This is a genomic window from Exiguobacterium sp. BRG2 (genome assembly GCF_031844245.1).
Taxonomy (GTDB): domain Bacteria; phylum Bacillota; class Bacilli; order Exiguobacteriales; family Exiguobacteriaceae; genus Exiguobacterium_A.
In genome coordinates, this window is record NZ_JAUZUW010000008.1 from 43,447 (window position 1) to 62,288 (window position 18,842).

At 48.1% G+C, this 18,842-nt stretch carries 20 protein-coding genes; 14 read left to right on the plus strand and 6 right to left on the minus strand.

Annotation, left to right across the window (positions count from 1 at the left end; genetic code table 11):
* Positions 1–7: 7 nt before the first annotated feature.
* Positions 8–340 carry an Asp23/Gls24 family envelope stress response protein gene (locus Q9R23_RS11170; protein WP_029342549.1) on the plus strand — a complete coding sequence of 111 codons (333 nt, stop codon included), beginning with the start codon at positions 8–10 and terminating at the stop codon, positions 338–340.
* 38 nt (positions 341–378) lie between these two features.
* Here the strand turns inward: Q9R23_RS11170 and Q9R23_RS11175 are convergent, their stop codons facing one another.
* Complete coding sequence (locus Q9R23_RS11175) at positions 379–1,140, minus strand: SLAP domain-containing protein (RefSeq protein ID WP_311247048.1); 762 nt, start codon at positions 1,138–1,140, stop codon at positions 379–381.
* Positions 1,124–3,487: a preprotein translocase subunit SecA gene (secA, locus tag Q9R23_RS11180; RefSeq protein WP_311247049.1), complete on the minus strand. Its 2,364-nt coding sequence runs from the start codon at positions 3,485–3,487 to the stop codon at positions 1,124–1,126. The genes Q9R23_RS11175 and secA overlap by 17 nt, the downstream gene beginning before the upstream one ends.
* A gap of 278 nt (positions 3,488–3,765) precedes the next feature.
* Between secA and pgmB the strand changes: the two genes are divergently transcribed.
* The gene (gene pgmB, locus Q9R23_RS11185; RefSeq protein ID WP_214727696.1) at positions 3,766–4,437 is read left to right on the plus strand and encodes a beta-phosphoglucomutase; all 672 of its coding nucleotides are present in this window, start codon (positions 3,766–3,768) and stop codon (positions 4,435–4,437) included.
* A gap of 93 nt (positions 4,438–4,530) precedes the next feature.
* On the opposite strand, the gene Q9R23_RS11190 is transcribed toward pgmB, so the two are convergent.
* Positions 4,531–6,015 carry an N-acetylmuramoyl-L-alanine amidase family protein gene (locus Q9R23_RS11190; RefSeq protein WP_311247050.1) on the minus strand — a complete coding sequence of 495 codons (1,485 nt, stop codon included), beginning with the start codon at positions 6,013–6,015 and terminating at the stop codon, positions 4,531–4,533.
* Between the two features lie 293 nt (positions 6,016–6,308).
* On the opposite strand from Q9R23_RS11190, the gene Q9R23_RS11195 reads away from it, so the two are divergent.
* The 4 genes from Q9R23_RS11195 (at position 6,309) to chrA (ending at position 10,398) form a co-directional block, all read left to right on the plus strand.
* On the plus strand, positions 6,309–6,710 hold the full coding sequence (locus tag Q9R23_RS11195; protein ID WP_035410150.1) for a Rok-like winged helix domain-containing protein: 402 nt from the start codon (positions 6,309–6,311) through the stop codon (positions 6,708–6,710).
* Positions 6,711–6,769: 59 nt separating this feature from the next.
* Positions 6,770–7,813, plus strand: a complete 1,044-nt coding sequence (locus Q9R23_RS11200; protein ID WP_035410148.1) for a glycosyltransferase family 4 protein — start codon at positions 6,770–6,772, stop codon at positions 7,811–7,813.
* A gap of 277 nt (positions 7,814–8,090) precedes the next feature.
* Positions 8,091–9,194: a DUF418 domain-containing protein gene (locus tag Q9R23_RS11205; RefSeq protein WP_311247051.1), complete on the plus strand. Its 1,104-nt coding sequence runs from the start codon at positions 8,091–8,093 to the stop codon at positions 9,192–9,194.
* Between the two features lie 52 nt (positions 9,195–9,246).
* Positions 9,247–10,398 carry a chromate efflux transporter gene (gene chrA, locus Q9R23_RS11210; RefSeq protein ID WP_311247052.1) on the plus strand — a complete coding sequence of 384 codons (1,152 nt, stop codon included), beginning with the start codon at positions 9,247–9,249 and terminating at the stop codon, positions 10,396–10,398.
* Positions 10,399–10,447: 49 nt separating this feature from the next.
* Here the strand turns inward: chrA and Q9R23_RS11215 are convergent, their stop codons facing one another.
* The 3 genes from Q9R23_RS11215 to Q9R23_RS11225 all read right to left on the minus strand — a co-directional run bounded on the left by Q9R23_RS11215 (position 10,448) and on the right by Q9R23_RS11225 (position 12,581).
* Entirely contained in the window at positions 10,448–10,864 is a 417-nt protein-coding gene (locus tag Q9R23_RS11215) for a GNAT family N-acetyltransferase (RefSeq protein ID WP_311247053.1), read from the minus strand.
* The gene (locus Q9R23_RS11220) at positions 10,839–11,870 is read right to left on the minus strand and encodes an LCP family protein (protein WP_311247054.1); all 1,032 of its coding nucleotides are present in this window, start codon (positions 11,868–11,870) and stop codon (positions 10,839–10,841) included. Before Q9R23_RS11220 ends, Q9R23_RS11215 begins: the two co-directional genes overlap by 26 nt.
* Before the next feature lie 69 nt (positions 11,871–11,939).
* On the minus strand, positions 11,940–12,581 hold the full coding sequence (locus tag Q9R23_RS11225; RefSeq protein ID WP_290756847.1) for a YigZ family protein: 642 nt from the start codon (positions 12,579–12,581) through the stop codon (positions 11,940–11,942).
* A gap of 99 nt (positions 12,582–12,680) precedes the next feature.
* Here Q9R23_RS11225 and Q9R23_RS11230 point away from each other — a divergent pair, with 99 nt between their 5' ends.
* The 8 genes from Q9R23_RS11230 (at position 12,681) to Q9R23_RS11265 (ending at position 18,830) form a co-directional block, all read left to right on the plus strand.
* Positions 12,681–13,853 carry a sensor histidine kinase gene (locus Q9R23_RS11230; RefSeq protein ID WP_311247055.1) on the plus strand — a complete coding sequence of 391 codons (1,173 nt, stop codon included), beginning with the start codon at positions 12,681–12,683 and terminating at the stop codon, positions 13,851–13,853.
* The gene (locus tag Q9R23_RS11235) at positions 13,850–14,542 is read left to right on the plus strand and encodes a response regulator (RefSeq protein WP_029342537.1); all 693 of its coding nucleotides are present in this window, start codon (positions 13,850–13,852) and stop codon (positions 14,540–14,542) included. Before Q9R23_RS11230 ends, Q9R23_RS11235 begins: the two co-directional genes overlap by 4 nt.
* A 134-nt stretch (positions 14,543–14,676) precedes the next feature.
* Positions 14,677–15,525: a DegV family protein gene (locus tag Q9R23_RS11240; RefSeq protein ID WP_311247056.1), complete on the plus strand. Its 849-nt coding sequence runs from the start codon at positions 14,677–14,679 to the stop codon at positions 15,523–15,525.
* A gap of 243 nt (positions 15,526–15,768) precedes the next feature.
* Positions 15,769–16,980: a helicase-related protein gene (locus Q9R23_RS11245; RefSeq protein ID WP_311247057.1), complete on the plus strand. Its 1,212-nt coding sequence runs from the start codon at positions 15,769–15,771 to the stop codon at positions 16,978–16,980.
* A gap of 233 nt (positions 16,981–17,213) precedes the next feature.
* On the plus strand, positions 17,214–17,618 hold the full coding sequence (locus Q9R23_RS11250; protein WP_311247058.1) for a ComF family protein: 405 nt from the start codon (positions 17,214–17,216) through the stop codon (positions 17,616–17,618).
* A 144-nt stretch (positions 17,619–17,762) separates the two neighbouring features.
* Positions 17,763–18,041, plus strand: coding sequence for a hypothetical protein (locus tag Q9R23_RS11255; protein ID WP_155960182.1), 279 nt, complete (start codon positions 17,763–17,765; stop codon positions 18,039–18,041).
* Between the two features lie 36 nt (positions 18,042–18,077).
* Positions 18,078–18,326 carry a flagellar biosynthesis anti-sigma factor FlgM gene (gene flgM, locus Q9R23_RS11260; RefSeq protein WP_035410118.1) on the plus strand — a complete coding sequence of 83 codons (249 nt, stop codon included), beginning with the start codon at positions 18,078–18,080 and terminating at the stop codon, positions 18,324–18,326.
* A gap of 96 nt (positions 18,327–18,422) precedes the next feature.
* Positions 18,423–18,830 (plus strand): flagellar protein FlgN, encoded by a 408-nt coding sequence (locus Q9R23_RS11265; protein WP_056063071.1) that lies wholly within the window; start codon positions 18,423–18,425, stop codon positions 18,828–18,830.
* Positions 18,831–18,842 lie beyond the last annotated feature (12 nt).

Here is an 18,842-nt window from a genome sequence, read left to right on the forward strand (position 1 = left end):
GGAAGGTATGTCATATAATTTAAATAATGCGGATGGTGTCGTGAACGTCTCGCAACAAGTCATTGAGGTCATCGCAGGTGTAGCCGTTCAAGAAACAGAAGGCATTGCCTTTACAGCAGATGATTCGAAATTACAGGAAAAACAAATGGTCAAACTTGTAAAAGTCGAAGATGTCGGCGGCGACATCACGGTCAGTTTATCTGTGCATATCAAATACGGCATGTCGATCATCAAGACAGCTGGAAAAGTCCAAGAACGAATCGCGCAAGACATGGAAAATATGCTCGCGTTCCAACCAAAAGCAATCAACGTCCGTGTCATCGGACTCTTAAAAGGATAAGGAAAACGTCTCGGCATCTTGTGTGCCGAGACGTTTTTTTATGAAGAAGGTGGGAGATAGCGGAGTCCGAGAGCATCGACGTGCGGGGCGGTGCAGGAAAAACGGAGACGGATCGCTTGTTGACTATAAGCGGGTAAGGATAGTCCGGGATGGGTGACATCTGCGATTGGCGTTTCGTCATCCATTAGTTCAAGCGTTAGCGCCTCGAGTGTCAGCGTCTGATCGCTCGCATTACGGACGAGAACGATTGCTGTCACAGTGTCTAGTTCGCGCATGATTGAAACTGGTAAGAGGGACCAACCGTCTGCGGGTGGTGTCGGATGCGAATAAGCGACTTGGCGGATCATCCGTTGCTCGAGTTCCGTGGAGTCGTCTTCGATGAAGAGCTCCGTCAGAGTCTCGCTTGAGAAGACGAGTTTTAGCGGCTCCGTCAACTGTTCGAGGTCGACGAAACATTCGTCTTCTTCAAACGTCAACCAGAGCGGTAACGTCGCCATCGGAAGGATGACCGGGACCTCCTCGATACTGAGAACTTTACGAGCAACAAGTTCATCACCGGATAAAGCAAGGACGACGAGGTCATTCAGGTGGAACGACCGAGACAACGTGTTTTGGAACAAGGCGATGACATGAAGAGGACGGTGTGATAAGACTTGAAACAGATGGATCGCCATCTGATTGGCTTCTAGATCAGGCAGTTGTTTCGCGACGTGACGAAAGACGTATTCATCTTCCTTGACGATCGGCATGTCCTCCGTGAAATAGAGCGGGGGACGGAACACTTCATTCGACGTGTGCATGGTGCAGTTCTCCTTCGCTATCGTGTGTCTGTTCGGCGCGGCAGATGCCTGAAAGGACCTGTTTCTCGAAACTTGCAATGGCATATTCAAAATAATCCATGCCTTCCCGTTCGAAGATGCGGACCGGTTGTTCTTGTCCGTAACTGCGGAGATGAATCCCTTCTTTTAAAGTGTTCATCGCTGTCAGGTGGCGCGTCCATTGCTCGTCCAGTGCAAGGAGGATGAAACGTTTGACGGTCTCTTTTTCAGCTGTGACATGGGCAACGAGTAGGGCTTCGGTTTCAACAATCAGCGGCTCGAGTTGTCGTTTCATCTCGTCGATCGTCTCCAGTCGTTCTAACGTGACTGGTTGATGTAACAGTTGCTCGAGTTCTGTCATGACGAGAGCCAGTGGCCATTCTTCTGGAACGAGATCGTCAGAGAGGGTTTGGTCGAGGATCGACGGCAAGACACGTCCTGCAAATGGCTGAACGATATCCTCGAGTGACGTCGCATCAACGATTCTATTCCGGAGATGATAGATCGCTTGCCGTTGTTCACTGATGACTTCTTCGAGCTGAACGAGTTCATCCCGAACACTTCGGTTGACAGATTCACATGTCGACTGAGCGAACTGCAATAGATCCCGGACGTCACGCGAAGTAAGCGGACCGGCAGTGTTTCGTACTTTTTGTTGCACACGCTCGAGGCGATCTCGCGCGAAACGGCGTGGCAGTTCATCTTCGAGCGAAAGATAAAACTGCGTCAATCCAGGATCACCCTGGCGACCTGCCCGACCACGCAACTGGTTGTCGATCCGAATCGATTCATGGCGTTCGGTACCGATGACGAACAAGCCGCCTTGTTGTCGTGCCGTTTCATCGAGTAAAATATCCGTTCCGCGACCTGCCATATTGGTCGCGATCGTGATTCGACCAGCTTGTCCGGCAGCCGCAATGATCCGGACTTCCTGATCGACGGTTTTAGCGTTCAGTATCTCGTAGGTGAGTCCATGCGCATCAAGTGTCTTCGCGACGCGCAAAGACTGTTCAATCGATGAAGTCCCGATTAAAACCGGTCGTTCCGTGACGTGTGCCGATTTTGTTGCCAGCGCGATGGCTTCTAGCTTTTCGTCGCGTGTTGCAAAGACGACGTCCTCTGCATCGATCCGAATTTTCGGGCGGTTCGATGGAATCGTCACGACGTCCATGCCGTACGTCTTTTGAAATTCTTCCCGTGACGTCGCCGCCGTACCGGTCATTCCAGCTACCTGATGATAGAGACGGAAATAATGTTGGATCGTGATTTGGGCGGTCGTCCGGTTCTCTTCCGTGACCGGAACCCCTTCTTTTGCTTCAAGGGCTTGGTGTAAACCATCAGATAGACTGCGTCCTTCCATCAGACGACCTGTGAAGAGGTCGACGAGCGCGATTTTTTGATCCTTGATGATATAATCGACATCTCGTTTGAGAACGACATGGGCACGTAAGGCTTGAATGACGTAATGGAAGAGAACGGAATGCTCGGCGGCAAACAGATGATCGATCGCGAACGTCTCTTCGATCGTCTCAATACCGTGATCGGTCAAGGCGACGGCTTTGATTTCTTCATCAAACGTATAATCCCGCTCGTCTTCAAACGTCTGGACGACATGACGGACGAGTTGTTGTAATCCTTCGTGGACACTGTCTCGTTCCGCCATGATGAGTGCCGTTTTCGCTTCATCGATTAAAATGCTATCGACTTCGTCGATTAAGGCGAAGTGCAGGGGACGTTGCAGACGTTCCGTTGGCTCCATGATTAAATGATCCCGCAGGTAATCGAATCCGAATTCAGTCCCGACACCGTATGTAATATCCGCTGCGTAAGCAATCCGTTTTTCTTCAAAGGTGGCTTCAGCGGAGTTGATTCCGACTTGCAGTCCTAAAAAACGATGGATTTGACCGATTTGTTCAGCATCGCGCCGTGCTAGATATTCATTGACGGTAATGACGTGAACACCTTTTCCATATAACGCTTGGGTGAAGCTCGCGAGTGAAGCAACGAGTGTCTTTCCTTCACCAGTCGCCATCTCAGCGATTTGTCCTTCAAGCAGTGCGAGTCCGCCCATGAGCTGCACGTCGTAATGCCGTAAGCCAAGCGTTCGTTTACTCGCTTCTCGAACAAGCGCAAATGTCATTGGTGAGATCGCATCAATCCGTTCTCCGTTTCGTAGCCGTTCCCGTAACGAAATCGTCAACTCCCGTAACGCTTCATCAGATGTTTGCTCCATTTCTCGTTCTAAGCTATTGATCGTCGTTACGATTTTTTCATAACGATGAATTCTTCGACTTTGATCATTCAACAACTGTTTAACACGTTGAAACATCTTCGTCACTCCCTCATATGCTATGAAGTCATTATAGCAGTTAAAAATTGTAAAACGAATAGTAAAAAACGAAATAAGTAAAACATTCCCTTAAAATTGAAAGCGTTATCAAAATGGACATGTTTTGCGTCTGAAAATAGAAAATCAGAAATATTTGATAACGCTTGCAAAGATTCGGAAGAACCAGTAAAATTATTCATAAGGCAAGTGCAATCGTTTGCGCAAAGTCATTCGATTTCTTGCCTTTCATGGACGATGGAAGAAAGGATGGATGTCGGATGGCACCAACGATCGAAGCGGTCATTTTTGATTTAGACGGCGTAATTACCGATACGGCAGAGTATCACTACTTAGCGTGGAAACAATTAGGAGAGGACTTGGATATCCCGTTCGACCGGGAATTCAATGAGACATTAAAAGGTGTCAGCCGGATGGATTCACTCGAGCGGATCCTTGCGCTCGGCGGAAAACAGAACGCTTTTTCAGCGGAGGAGAAGCTAGCACTCGCCGCGAAGAAAAACGAACACTATGTCACATTGATCCAGCATATCTCTGAACAGGATCTTCTTCCTGGAATCACTGCATTCCTCGATGAAATCCGAAACGCTGGGCTGAAAATCGGAATGGCGTCCGCCTCTAAAAATGCGCTGATGGTCGTTGAGGCATTAAAGGTTCGACACTATTTCGATGACATCGTAGACGCTGCGACTGTTGCACAATCGAAACCACACCCTGAAGTGTTTCTCCGTGCTGCAGAAGCACTCGACGTCGAACCGAGTCGTTGCATCGGTGTAGAAGATGCGACAGCTGGCATCACTGCCATTCACGCTGCCGGCATGTATGCCGTCGGAGTAGGACCGGAGTCGGCACTCCATGAGGCAGACTATCGTGTCGATTCGACAGATTTGCTTTCCCTTGAGCAAATCCTCGCTAGTCGCTCCCTTGTCTGAACCATTCCCTGATGGTGAAGGACATTCCTTGAAAGTTATGTGTATACAAAAAGGATCGCTTCCCTGAGCGATCCTTTTTGGTATGCGGTTGATTTAAAGTGAAGCGAGGATACCGTCCGCGATCGCCTGAGCATAGCGGGACTGGTACGTCGGATTCGTCAGTTTCGCACGATCCGCGCTGTTCGAGAGGAAACCGAGCTCCGCTAGAATCGACGGTGCTTGTGTGCCGCGAATGACAGCATAGTTCGCATAGTGAACGCTTCGGTTACGCATGCCAGCATACGAGACGAGACGTTGCTGAACGTTCTGAGCGAGGTTGATCGAAGAAGCACCCTTATAGTAGAAGGTCTCTGCTCCATATGCCTGTGCACTCGTTGAAGCATTGATATGAACACTGACGAAAGCAGTCGTCGCATGACTGTTCGCAAGGGCGCTCCGTTCTCCAAGTGACGGGTAGTAATCGTTTGTATAACGTGACATCGTCACATCGACTTTTCCGGCAAGACGTTCAGCGACTTGTTTCGTGACTGCAAGGACGATGTCACGTTCCGTAACGCCGTAACGAACCGCGCCTGCGTCATGTCCACCATGACCCGGGTCAAGGACAAGCAATGGACGGTTTGATGGTGCCGGTTGGAACAGTGTCAGATACGTCGCATCGACATAACCGCTTTGACCACTCGCTGTCCGGACGGCGACGAAGCCTTTCGTTTGATGCCGCGGATTCGTGACGACGACAGGGGTCCCCCGACCGAGACGGGCGATTTGACCACTGAGCGTTGAAGTATTCGCACGAAGAGCGACACTGTTACCGGACGAGATTAAGACATACATCTTCGAACCACTGTAGTCAACGTTTCCAGTCGTCGAGGCAGGGACGGAAGTCCCTTTCTTCAAGTATGTCCCCATGACATAACCTGTTTTCCCTTGGTACTGCACCGTATGCCAGTTCGATTTAACGGCGAGGGAGCTGACTGCTGTTCCACTCGGAATCGTTGTAAGTACTTTCCCGGACGTCGAGGGGGACGAACGGAAGTTCAAGCGATCGGTCGTCGTATAGACCGTGGTTTTAGCTGGTGCAGCTACTTTCTTCAAATAAGAACCCGAAACATAACCAGTCTTGTTCGCATAGGTAACTTTATACCAATTTCCGCTTTTAAAACTCGATTGTACGCCTGTCCCTTTAGGAATCGTCAACAAGCGATTAGAAGACGTCGTTGCCGCACTACGTAAGGACAACGCATCGGTCGTCTTATAGGACGTCTTCGTAAAGGACGTACCATTCTCAATCTTTTTCAGGTAAGATCCCGTCACATAACCCGTCTTTCCTTTATATGACAACTTATACCAAGAGCCTTTACGGTAGTTTGACGTGACGTTCGTCGTCTTCGGGATCGTCAGTAGTTTCTTCGAAGAGGTCGAATTCGAACTACGTAAATTCAAAGCATCCGTCGTCTGATACGAAGTTTTCGTAAAGGTTGTGCCGGTCGCAGCCGATACAGTAGAAGTAGAAGCGAAGCAACCGGATACCAACAAAAGTACTAAAGCGGTCTGAAATGTTTTAGGTAATTTGCCCATTAAATTTCCAGTCTCCTTTTCGTTAAAATAAGAAAGATATATCTTGTATTAATAGAACTTAAGTATTATTAAAATAGTTAAATCTCGAAATTATATGTTCCGTTTTCATTCCTTTCTGTTAATATGAAGTGTAGCCAATTTATCGGTAAGGATATGAAAATATTACAGGATAATTAAATAATTAAAGAAATTATATATTATCGAGGCGAATTATAGTTTAATATATTTCAAAATACATACAATTGAAACACAAATGAAACATTAATGTATAAAATAGGAAAGAGGGGCAAGGAATGGGGAACAGTGAACACATCTACCGCGAACTAATGGAAATCGAAGAGGAATACCGTCGTCTGCAACGTCGCGCCGAGTATTTGATCTCGGAATTAAGCCGTGGAACGGGAGAACATTCGCAAGAAATCGCCGTCACGCATGAGCGTCCGTTAAAGCAACGTCGCGTCAATCAACGGTATCCACTAGAAGTCTACGTGCACCAAATCAGTGATTTAATGCGCGAGCGTGAATCGATGACAGCTCGTGATATCCAAATGGAACTCGAGTTACGTTATCGCCATCAAATCAGCAATATCTATCAATTGATGGCGAAAGTCGAACAGGCAAACCCTGCCATTAAGAAAGTTGGACGCGGTATCTATACATATGATCCAGCTGCTGAAGTACCGATCTTCATGTAAGAGCCGCTCGTCGGCTCTTTTTTTTTATGATATAATTCGCGCAGGAGCGTGATGTTACTATGTTATGGACTGCGTCCATCGTCTGTTTTATCGCCGCCTTACTGATCACACCCGTCGTGAAACGCTTTGCGATTGCAGTCGGTGCCGTTGACAGTCCAGACGCGCGAAAAGTACATGTCCGAATCATGCCGCGACTTGGCGGACTTGCGATCTATATCGCGTTCATGATCGGTTATTTTATCTTACAACCTTCGAGTCCGTATGCGACGCATATTCTAGTCGGCGGATTCGTTATTATTTTGACAGGTGCCTTTGATGATCGATTCCAGCTCAATGCCCGTTTAAAGCTGATGGGGCAAATCGTTGCCGCCGTCATTGTCCTCAACGGTGGGATTCGGATTGAGTTCATCAATCTACCGTTCGACCAACAATTATATCTCGGGTGGTGGAGTGTTCCGTTGACGTTCCTTTGGGTCATCGGGATCACGAACGCCGTCAACTTGATTGATGGATTAGATGGTTTAGCAGCCGGTGTCTCAAGTATCGTCTTGTTGACATTGATTAGTCTTGCCGTCATCCAAGGAAACGTCTACGTGACGATCGTCGCGATTCTCTTATTGATGAGTACGTTCGGCTTCTTGTTCCATAACTTTTACCCAGCGAAGATTTTCATGGGCGATACGGGTGCTTTGTTCCTCGGGTATATGCTCGGTGTGTTGTCGTTACTTGGATTCAAGAACGTGACGCTGTTCTCGCTTGCCGTCCCGGTCATTTTGCTTGGTATCCCGATTTCCGATACGTTATTTGCGATCGTCCGTCGGGTGTTGCAAGGAAAACCGCCATTCGCACCGGACAAAGCTCATTTGCATCACCGGTTACTTGATCTTGGCTTTACAATGCGCCAAGCGGTCCTTGTCATCTATGGACTCTGTGCAATTTTTGGGATGACGGCAGTTCTCTTTTCTCAGACGAACTCACTTGGGGCACTTGTCTCCCTCGTCATGTTACTGCTTGTCCTCGATATTTTAGTCGAGTCGCTCGGTTTGCTCGGTGAACGCTATCGTCCATTATTGAATTTGTTGGAACGTTTTACATCGAGATAGCGTATGATAAAGGGGCTGACTCAAAAGTCAGTCTCTACAAAGATAAGGGTGGCAGAATGATGATCTGCCACCCTTATCTTTTAACAAAAAGAATGACGTGTTTCGCGCCACTCCTACAGGAAAAAGCGCATTATGCGCTGTCAGAGACAAACAAGACCTGATTTCCTGCTTGAATGAAGCAGGAAAACTGGCTTGTGTCTCGCCTGAGGAAAGGGCGTGAAAAGACGCGTCATTCTTTTTTTGAGTCAGCTCCTTTTTTTAGGAAGGAAGTGTTAGGTTGGAACAACAGTTGAATCAACGCATCGTTTATTTAGATGTGTTACGGGGTTTTGCATTATGCGGAATCCTATTCGTCAATATGCCAAGTTTTCTTGGGGATCGATCACATGCGATGATGGGGGAAGCGGACCAATGGATTCGTCTGTTTTTTGACCTTTTCATCCAGACGAAATTCTATACGCTATTTAGTGTCTTGTTCGGAGCAGGATTCTATTTGTTCATCCAGCGTTTGCGACAAAAAGGATTATCGAAGATGATTTTTGCGCGTCGTCTGGGGATTCTTTTTCTCATTGGACTAGTGCATTTATGCTTGTGGCAGGGCGATATTTTACATACGTATGCGTTGACTGGTTTCATCTTGTTATTATTTACGAAAGCAAAGTCGATTACGAAAATGTTAGTTGTAGTCGTCGGTCAAGTGTATACTTTCCTGATTTACATATCGATTTACCAATATGCTAACGAATTCGGAGATGAATCGAGTATCGAAGAGAATGATTTCCTGGAATCGTTGGTCGCTTCCCGGGATATTGTCGGCTTCATTCACGATGAGATAACCGTTCAACTACCGCAATCCTTTCTGAACACCGGTATCATATGGCCGCAAATTCTGTCGCTGTTCTTAATCGGGGCGTTGTTGATGGAACGTTTCAGCACACGACCGCCGACGAATCGTTTTCTCTGGTGGACGTTCGGAATCAGCCTGTTGCTGACGGTGCCATCATTCGTAGGAATCATTCATTCACATATGGACTTACCAGACGGTTCATCTAATCTCTTTTATGTCTGGTTATCAGGTCGGACGCTTGCTATCACCTATGCTTGTGCTGTCGCATTACTCGTCCGTGCTGGACGAATGCGGTGGTTTGCTGGACTGGGACGGATGGCATTGACGAACTATTTAATGCACACACTCGTCTTTACATGTTTCATCTTCCTGAGCGGTCAGTTTGAAACGACGCCTTTATGGCAAGGTCTGTTACTTGTATTCCTGATTTTGATTACGCAAGGTATCGCATCAAACAGATATCTAAAGCATCATGCACAAGGTCCTATGGAGAAATTGTGGCGAAAGGGAACATACGGGAAGAAAAATCATTGAAGTTCACGAGAACTTAACAATTTTTATGTAAAATGAAAGATGGAGGTGAAACATGCATCGTTTAATCGAAATCTTTCTAGTGTCGTTTAAGCTCGGATGGACGTCGTTCGGTGGTCCGGTCGCCCATCTCGGGTATTTTTATGAAGAATATGTCAAACGGAAAAAATGGATCGACGAGAAAGCCTATGCTGACTTAGTCGCGCTCTGTCAATTCTTACCCGGTCCAGCCTCGAGTCAGGTTGGAATGGGCATCGGACTGATCCGTGGTGGGGTAGCAGGAGCAATTATTTCCTTCATCGGCTTCACGTTGCCGTCGAGTATCGCCTTGATTCTGTTCGCGCTTCTTGCGACACGGTTCGACGTTGCAGAAGCTGGATTCATTCACGGATTAAAACTGGTTGCGGTCGCGATTGTCGCTGACGCCGTTCTGGGTATGGGAATGAAGCTTGCGACAGGTGCCAAACGCCTGACCTTGATGTTACTGGCGCTCGCAGGCGTGCTCTTGATTGCCCATCCATTGGTGCAAGTCGGAGTCTTACTACTCGCAGGTCTTATTGCTTTCTTCTGGTTCAAAGAAGAGACAGAGACAGGTGGTTCGTTGTCAATTCGCGTACCACGAATGTTTAGCGTCATCGCACTCGTCTTGTTTTTCGTCTTACTCGCCATCACACCGCTTCTCGCTCAAGCGACAACTGGAACCATTCAGCTGACGAGTATCATGTACAGTGCCGGAGCTCTCGTCTTTGGTGGCGGGCACGTCGTCTTGCCGTTTCTTGAGCAATCGCTCGTACCTGGACTCATGAATACGGATACGTTCCTTGCCGGATATGCAGCGGCACAAGCAGTACCGGGACCTCTCTTCACATTCGCGACGTATCTCGGTACGATCGTCTCTGGTATTTCTGGAGGCATCCTTGCGACGCTTGCGATTTTCTTTCCCGGTTTCTTACTCGTCATCGGTGTTTTGCCGTACTGGGATCGCATCCGAAAAAATCAGTCGGTTGGTCGGATGTTGATCGGGGTCAACGCTGCCGTCGTCGGTATCTTACTCGCGGCATTGTACGATCCGATTTTTACATCGAGTATTAAAAGTGGACTCGACTTCTTGATGGCTTTCGGATTATTTTGTCTGTTACGTTTTTATAAGCAGTCACCGCTTCGTATTGTTCTGATCGGTGCAGTGCTCGGTTTTCTTTTCTTCTAATAACAAAGCAGCAGCGGACATTTGTCCACTGCTGCTTTGTTATTAGACGTCACACGCGCGTCAAGAAGACGAGTTCAATCTCATCGCGGAATACGCGTCGAACTTCCGTGAAGCCGAAGCGAGCATAAAGAGCGAGCGCGGGAAGATTACGCGCTCCGGTCATGACATGTTTTGCGTGACTGTGTTCGAATAGATGTTGCAACAAGGATTGTGCAATCCCTTGCCGGAAGTATGCCGGATCAACGACGAGACGGGTGATTGTCAGAGCGTCAACCGTGACGGCACCAGTGATGTTATCGTCGATAACATAAACAAAACCAGTCGGTGCCTCTATGTTGATGTCATCAATCGTTTCTCGCAATGGCGGGAAATCAGCAGTTTCGAGTAATCGTGCTTCAATCTTGTAAGCGCGGCGCTGAACGTCTAATAGTGACGTATGATCAGTTGGTTGAAGTGACCGAATCATCTGCAGCCTCCGTCATAGTGCCGTCCGTTGTCTCATCAGTCGGTAGATTGAGCTGTTCCTTCAACGTCGTTTTTGCATCCGCAAGTGAAGTCGGATCAAGTTGGTAGTAGTAGACGCCGTTGATTTTCGTATCCGTTCCTTTTAAATCAATCCGGTTGACCGAACCGATTTTTTTGATGAATGGTTGCAATTGGAATGCTTCCGTCAACGACATGTTCGTTTTGAAGTTATCACCGGTCGCATCCATCAGACTGTTCAATTTCGTGATGGAACCGAATGAGGTGGATTGATCGACGATCGCTTCGACGATTTGTTGTTGGCGTTTTGTTCGACCGATATCACCTTCAGGATCTTGATAACGCATTCGGGCATAAGCGAGTGCTTCCTCTCCGTTCAACGTTTGTTTCCCCGGCTCCAATTTGACGCCATTGCGCTTATCGGATGAGTCGAGCGTATCGATCGGTAATTTGACGTCGACATCGATGCCACCTAAGGCGTCAACGATCGCGACGACACCGTTGAAGTTGATCGAGGCATAATAGTCGATTGGGATATCGAGCAACGTCTCGACGGTTTCAATCGTTGAATCGATGCCACCAAAGGCATAAGAGTGATTGATTTTATCTTCGTAACCGACAGAAGGGATCTCGACGAGTGAATCACGGGGGATGCTGACCATATCAACGGTCTGATCGTCCTTGTTGAATGTCACGACGATCATCGTGTCAGCACGTGAGGAAGTGTCACCAGGTCGTTCATCCGTTCCGACGAGCAGAACGGAAAAGTGATCTTTCGTCAAATCAATGGCAGCTTCTCGTTTCTCGGACTTGTCACCACGAGCTAAATCGACTTTTGAGTCGTTTGCGGTCTGAAATGTCTTGTACGCGACATACGCGAAGGTCGCCCCTCCGCCAATAAGCACGATAAGAAAACTGATCACGAACACTTTGAACCAAGAACGTTTTTTCTTTATCTTTTTTTTATTGCTTCGGGTTCGCTCTTCCACGTTCATTAACCCCTAACTTTTTCTGAATTTTTGAAAAACTTTAAAATTCTTTATAATCAGTATAGCAGTTCAGGAAATAATGTCACGTTCGAGGTAGCGTGTAGAGCCGCTTGACAACTCAGCTTGACCATTCGTCATATTCGTCATCCAGTCGAGAAAATCCGGAACATCGGCTGTCTTGACGAGGACGTCGATCTGGACTTGATCGAGGTAATGGATCTGATCAATTGGATGGACGCTTGCCCGCAGTTCGTTCTCGAGTTTACCAAGCCATGTATAATCGACATTGACAGAAACGACGGTATGCTCGATCCGTTCGACGACACCGACTGCGTTCAATGCTTCAGAGACACTCGAACCATATGCGCGAATCAATCCACCACCACCGAGCTTGATGCCGCCGAAATACCGTGTCACGACGACGACCGTATCGCGCAAGTCACGCTTTTTCAATACTTCGAGCATCGGAACACCAGCTGTTCCGCTCGGTTCACCGTCATCATTCGCTTTTTGGATCTCATTGCGTTCACCGATGACGTAGGCGGAACAATTATGGTTCGCATCGTGGTGTTTTTTTTTCAGCTCGGAAATGAACGCCTGGGCTTGTTCTTCCGTCGTTGCACGCGCTAAATAGGTAATGAATCGTGACTTTTGGATAATGATTTCGTGGAAACCATTTTCTTTTACTGTATAATAATTAGATAATGTCATAATCAAAAATGTCCTCCTCGTTAACTAGTTCTTTCTAGCATAACGACGTTCCAAGAGAGAGACAACCGTAGACGACTGGCAAGGAATGGAGGGAGTACCATGACGAATGAGATGAGGGAGCGGCTATCCTTGAATGATATCGTACAGAACATCATCGGCGTCGTAGAAGAGAGTCGGGAAGAAATCGTCCGGATTACGGAAAGTTCTCGCGAACAGTATGCCGAAATTCAGCAAGAACTACGCGACCTGAAGATTCGGGTGCACGACTATATAAAAGAAGCAGAACGACTTGAACGGCATATCAAGGATGCGAAGGCGCGACTCGTCGTCGTCAGTAAGAACTTCGACAGCTACTCGGAACAGGATGTCCGGTCGGCCTATGAGACTGCGAACACGTTGCAGCTCGAATCGTTCATCAATCAACGAGACGAGATGAATTGCCGAAAACGACGTGATGAGCTCGAACGCCGACTGATTCAGCTCGATGAGACGATAGAACGAGCAGATCAATTGATTGGACGTGTCTCGGTCGTCTTGAACTTCTTGACGGACGATATGCAGATGATGAATGAAAAATATGAAAAGGCGATGCAAAAGCAGGAGATGGGTCTAAAAGTCTTCCAGTCCGCCGAAAATGAACGCCGCCGGCTGTCGCGCGATATGCATGATGGTCCGGCACAGACGCTTGCCCATGTCTTGATCCGGGCAGATTTGATTGAAAAGATTCACCAGCACAATGGGGCAGAGGCAGCTTTTGAAGAGATTCACCGTTTACGGACGTTGATTCGGGATGGGCTTGCTGATATCCGTCGTATCATATACGATTTACGTCCGATGACGCTTGACGATCTCGGATTCGTTCCGACGCTCGAACGTTATCTTCGTCATATTCAAGAAATTTCGAATATTCCGGTTCACTTCAACTATCTTGGAGGCGGTGAACGAATCGATTCGACGTATGAAGTCGCCGTTTTCCGAATCGTGCAAGAAGCCGTTCAAAATGCAGTTAAGCATTCCAAAGCGAGTGACATTCGTATTATCATAGAACAATATCAACATTCCGTACGAATCCATGTAAAGGATAATGGCGTTGGATTTGATTTTGATTCCATCGTCGCGTCGTGTGACGAGTCATTCGGACTCGTCGGTATGCGTGAGCGGATCGAATTGATCGATGGTGAATTCGAAATCGAGACGCAACCCGGAAAAGGTACGGTCATCAAGGTAAAGATTCCGATCGAGGAATCTGAAGCGAGAGGGGAAACACTGTGAACAACGAGCAAGTGAAAGTAGTCATCGTCGACGATCATCAGTTATTCCGCGAAGGCGTTAAACGAATTCTTGATTTCGAAGAAGAGTTCGTCGTCGTAGCGGAGGGGGAAAGCGGAGCGGAAGTCATCTCGCTCGTCGAAACCCACCAACCGGATATCGTCTTAATGGATATCAACATGCCGCAAGTCAATGGTGTCGAAGCAACAAAACGTCTGATGGAAGTCTATCCGGACGTCCGTGTCATCATCTTATCGATTCATGATGATGAGACGTATGTCATGCACGCACTCGGTGCGGGCGCGGTCGGTTATCTCTTAAAAGAAATGGCAACCGATGAGCTCGTCAATGCGATTCGTTCCGTATACCGCGAAGGTGGCTACGTCCATCCGAAGGTCACACCGAACTTGTTACAGGAATATCGTCGTTTGATGAAGATGAAACAAACGATGGCATCACAGCCTGTTGAAAAACGAGTCGCGGAAGCACCGCTCCACGTTCTAACACGTCGCGAATGCGAAGTCTTACAGTTACTGGCGGACGGCTTCTCAAACCGCGCGATCAGCGATACGTTATACATCAGTGAAAAGACGGTCAAGAACCACGTCTCATCGATCCTTCGGAAGATGAATGTACCGGACCGTACTGGTGCCGTCGTCGAATCAATCCGCCGTGGATGGGTCGTCGTCTAATATCTCGAAAGACAGGAGCCGGGGCTCCCGTCTTTCTTTTTTTATCTAAGGAAAAATGCTACACTTAAAAACGATTGTGGCGTGTCACATTCGGCAGCGTCACGACGGAACTATAAAAGCGAGGAAATTCACGGATGAGCCAGATTGTGATCTTAACGGATAGCACAGCCTATCTGCCAACTACCTATTGTGAAGAACATCAAGTGCACGTCGCACCACTTAGTGTCATCTTCGACGGTGACGCCTATCGAGAAGGGTTTGACATCTCAGTAGCTGAATTTTATGAACGCATCCAGACGGGCAGCCTCCCAACGACATCACAACCGAACATCGGTGATCTCGTTGCGTCGTTCGAGCAATTGCCGGAAGGAACGGATATCATCGGTATCACACTATCGAGTGGGATCAGTGGAACGTATCAAGCGTTATATACGATCAACATGATGGTGGAGCATGTCAACGTCCATCCAATCGATTCACGTATTTCCTGTATGCCGCAAGCGTTTCTCGTCCAAGAAGCCGTTCGTTTGCGAGATGCAGGAGCGACGGCAGAGACGATCGTTGATCGTCTGGAGACATTAAAAAAACAGATTCGAGCCTACTTCGTCGTCGACGATCTAGCCCATCTCCAGCGCGGTGGACGTCTGAGTGTCGCACAGGCATTCGTCGGCTCGTTTCTGAAGATAAAACCGGTCCTTCACTTCATCGACGGGAAAATCGTTCCGTTCGAAAAAATCCGGACGTTCAAGCGAGCGGTCAATCGGATCGAGGAAATGATGAAGGAAGACATCAAAGGAGACGGAGCAGGATATGTCATCGGTGTCATCCATGCTGAGGATTCTATGAAAGCAGAAGCAGAAATTGCCGAACTAACGGCACTTTTCCCGCAGGCGCGCATCGAGATGAGCTTCTTCGGACCCGTCATCGGGACCCACCTCGGACCTGGTGCAATTGGGATCACATGGTATCATGCAGCGGAATGAACAATATATCCGAGAAAACAGATGAGCAACAGGAATTCTCTTACATTGAGAATACCTGTTGCTTTTGTTTTGTCAAAATCCTCGATTTTCATGAATGATTCTACTTACGACAACTTTTAGAGACATAACATACACTATTTTCTTAATTTGACTGAGGAAAAAAGCGATGGAGCAGGAACGAATGCGGACAAGGAGATACCAGGCATATGCGAGAAAGGAACGTCACAGAAAGGAGAGGTCATGATGATGGATCTTCGAGGACGGCTCGTACCTGCTGAATGGATAGATACACCAAACGAAACATATCGATACATGCCAGCCGTGACATGGCGTTGTCAACGGTGTGGCGCACTACCAGTACGAGGTGCCTGTACATGTGGAACAGCCTGTTATTATTGCCGAAAATGTCTCGCTTATGGCAAATTGCGAAGCTGCGGGAGGCTTGTGACGGATTTGGAGGCGCTTGATCCAGTGATCCCGTCGCAACACGGACCATTGTTGTTGACGCCGGCGCAACTGCGCATCGCACAAGCAATCCAGCAGACCGTCTTGCGTCCGAAACGACTTCTTGTCCATGCCGTGTGTGGTGCCGGAAAAACGCCGATGCTCTTTCCAGGAATCGCCGACGCCCTTACAAACGGACGACGTGTTCTTGTCGCAGCACCTCGGGCGGATGTCGTCCGGGAATTGACAGGGCATTTAAAGCGAGCATTCGCAAATGCGTCCATTGTCTCTTTATACGGTGGTTCGTCGGAGCGTCTCGAGTTAGGTGACATCACGGTCAGTACGACACACCAATTGATTCATTACCGGCATTGTTTCGATGTCGTCTTCTTGGATGAGGTCGACGCCTTCCCTTACCGGATGGACCGGACGTTGCACCGGTACGTCAAACGAGCGATGACGAAAGACGCTGCCTTGATTTTATTAAGCGCCACCCCTTCGTTTTGGCATCGACGCTTTCCGATAGTCCGACTGATGCGACGCTATCACGGGCATCCGTTACCGGTACCAAAGCTCGTCGTACCTTATACCGAACAGATCGTATTCGATTGGTTGGCGCGTCATGCTGCTGTACCACGGCTCGTGTTCGTCTCGCGTATTGCGGAGCTTGAGCGATGGCAGAACCGATTCGCAGATGCAGGCTATACCGTCGAGACGGTCCATGCCGCGGATTCAGAACGAGTCGAGAAGGTCCGACGCTTTCGACAATCGACAGGAATCTTACTGACGACGACGATTCTAGAGCGGGGTGTGACGATTGAAAACGTCCAGGTTGCGATTCTTGATGCCGATCACGGATTCAGTACGGCAGCCTTGATTCAAATCAGCGGACGTGTCGGACGATCGTCGGCGTATCCGGATGGTGACATTTTATTTTGCGCGAATGACCGAAGTGATGCGATGTATGAAGCGATCCATCACATTAAAAAAGCGAATGCCGTGCAACCATGAATCGATGTTTATTCTGTCAAGAGGTCTATCTACCTAGTTGGGAACTCGGAAATCTCTGGACTAGGCAAGTGACCTGTCCGACCTGTAAAATAAAGTTTGTAAAAAGAGGGGAATGCGTCGATTGTGGAAAGCCGGGTTCGCCATGCTGTTCAGATTGTACGGTGTGGCGGCAACAAGGGCTGCCCCTCCAGACGACACCTCTTTATCTGTACAATGAGGCAGCCAAGGAATTCATGCGTCGGTTCAAGTTTCTCGGAGATACTGCGTTGCTTGAGATGTTTACCGATGACTTGAAGAAGGTAAAAATCAAACAAGCTGTTCTTGTTCCGATACCGTTAAGCACCGAGCGTCTCGCAGACCGTCGTTTCAATCAAGCGGAGTTGATCGCACGCCAGATGCGTGGGAAAATCGCGCCGTATTTGAATCGTTTGGAGGGTCCTGCCCAAAGTAAGGCAGGACGACAGGCTCGGCTTGCGCGAAGTAATCCGTTTTGCGTGACAAATGACGTCAAAGGGAAGAACATTGTGCTCGTCGATGACGTCTACACGACAGGTGTGACTCTTCGGCAGGCAATGTTTCGACTGAAGGAGGCAGGCGCAAAAGAAATTTCTGCTGTAACTTTATTTCGAAGTGTTTAAGAAAGCGACAATCCTGCCGATACTCTGTATGAGGTGAAAGAAATGGATGTCATCAATTGTAAATCTTGCGGAAAGTTAGTCGTGCGTCAATCTTCAGAACTGTGTATTGATTGCATACGAAAGGATCATACGGATTTTGAGAAGGTGCGCGAATTTCTGCGAGAACGACGAAAAATCCGGACTTCACCTAAAGATGTCGAGATCGGAACGGGTGTCAGTCGAGATACCGTCTTCCGTTACATCAAGGAAGGGCGCTTATTGATCTCCGAGATTTCCCAAATGGAAATCATGTGTGAGAATTGCGGGAAGCCCTCCCGTGAAGGCACGATTTGTGCCGCATGTCGTGATCGTTTACGACGTGACCTCGCCCAGGCGATGCTTGACTCTTCTGACTCTTCGAAACCAAGGACGTATCGGACTTGAACTAAGAATCTTGTAGTCTAGAAAGCAGGTGTTCACATGCGAATTGATTCTACGAAATGGGTGAACATGCCCAAAACGTACGAAAGAACTCAATCAGTAGAAGGAACAAAAAACCAACGCACGAACCGTCCGGACGAAGTCAGTATCTCAACAGAAGCGCGCGCGCGTTTTAATGAGACACAGACGTCACGGACTGAAAAGATTGAATCCCTCAAGCAGGCGATCCAGGATGGAACCTATAAACCGGACGCGAAAAAAATCGCGGAACGTTTCTTGAACCTGTAAGCGGAACATCGTAGAAAATGGAGGCGACTCGGGGCACGGATGCGCGGGTCGTTTTTTATATGAATGGAACCTTTTTAATTCGGAAGGAGAAACCGAATGCAACTCATCAATCAACTCAACGAGGCGCACGCTCAATTGCTCGCGCTCGCAGAAGAAAAGAAGCACGTCTTGATCGCGAACGACATGCGTCGCTTGTCTGAAATTGTCAAGGAAGAACCGGTACATATCAAGCGGATTGAAGCATTAGAGCAAGAACGACTTGCACTCATGGGTAGCGTGACGATGACCGAATGGATCGAGACGCACCCGGAAGATATCGACTCACTCCGGACATTATTGCAGACGATCGGTCAGTTGCGGCAGCTGAATGCACTGAACGCAGAGTTGCTCGAGCAATCGTTGCACTATTTGGATTGGCATCTTCAACTCTTGATTCCAGAAGCAGACGACTTCACATATGGGCAGTCCGCACTGAACCAGACACACTTTAACCGAAACGCGTAAGGAGGAATACGG

Bases quoted from the DNA above. Each gene is read 5' to 3' on its own strand.
- Q9R23_RS11170 (WP_029342549.1), top strand. From the start codon at position 8: ATGTCATATAATTTAAATAATGCGGATGGTGTCGTGAACGTCTCGCAA.
- Q9R23_RS11175 (WP_311247048.1), bottom strand. From the start codon at position 1,140: ATGCACACGTCGAATGAAGTGTTCCGTCCCCCGCTCTATTTCACGGAG.
- secA (WP_311247049.1), bottom strand. From the start codon at position 3,487: ATGTTTCAACGTGTTAAACAGTTGTTGAATGATCAAAGTCGAAGAATT.
- pgmB (WP_214727696.1), top strand. From the start codon at position 3,766: ATGGCACCAACGATCGAAGCGGTCATTTTTGATTTAGACGGCGTAATT.
- Q9R23_RS11190 (WP_311247050.1), bottom strand. From the start codon at position 6,015: ATGGGCAAATTACCTAAAACATTTCAGACCGCTTTAGTACTTTTGTTG.
- Q9R23_RS11195 (WP_035410150.1), top strand. From the start codon at position 6,309: ATGGGGAACAGTGAACACATCTACCGCGAACTAATGGAAATCGAAGAG.
- Q9R23_RS11200 (WP_035410148.1), top strand. From the start codon at position 6,770: ATGTTATGGACTGCGTCCATCGTCTGTTTTATCGCCGCCTTACTGATC.
- chrA (WP_311247052.1), top strand. From the start codon at position 9,247: ATGCATCGTTTAATCGAAATCTTTCTAGTGTCGTTTAAGCTCGGATGG.
- Q9R23_RS11215 (WP_311247053.1), bottom strand. From the start codon at position 10,864: ATGATTCGGTCACTTCAACCAACTGATCATACGTCACTATTAGACGTT.
- Q9R23_RS11225 (WP_290756847.1), bottom strand. From the start codon at position 12,581: ATGACATTATCTAATTATTATACAGTAAAAGAAAATGGTTTCCACGAA.
- Q9R23_RS11230 (WP_311247055.1), top strand. From the start codon at position 12,681: ATGACGAATGAGATGAGGGAGCGGCTATCCTTGAATGATATCGTACAG.
- Q9R23_RS11240 (WP_311247056.1), top strand. From the start codon at position 14,677: ATGAGCCAGATTGTGATCTTAACGGATAGCACAGCCTATCTGCCAACT.
- Q9R23_RS11245 (WP_311247057.1), top strand. From the start codon at position 15,769: ATGATGGATCTTCGAGGACGGCTCGTACCTGCTGAATGGATAGATACA.
- Q9R23_RS11250 (WP_311247058.1), top strand. From the start codon at position 17,214: ATGCGTCGGTTCAAGTTTCTCGGAGATACTGCGTTGCTTGAGATGTTT.
- flgM (WP_035410118.1), top strand. From the start codon at position 18,078: ATGCGAATTGATTCTACGAAATGGGTGAACATGCCCAAAACGTACGAA.
- Q9R23_RS11265 (WP_056063071.1), top strand. From the start codon at position 18,423: ATGCAACTCATCAATCAACTCAACGAGGCGCACGCTCAATTGCTCGCG.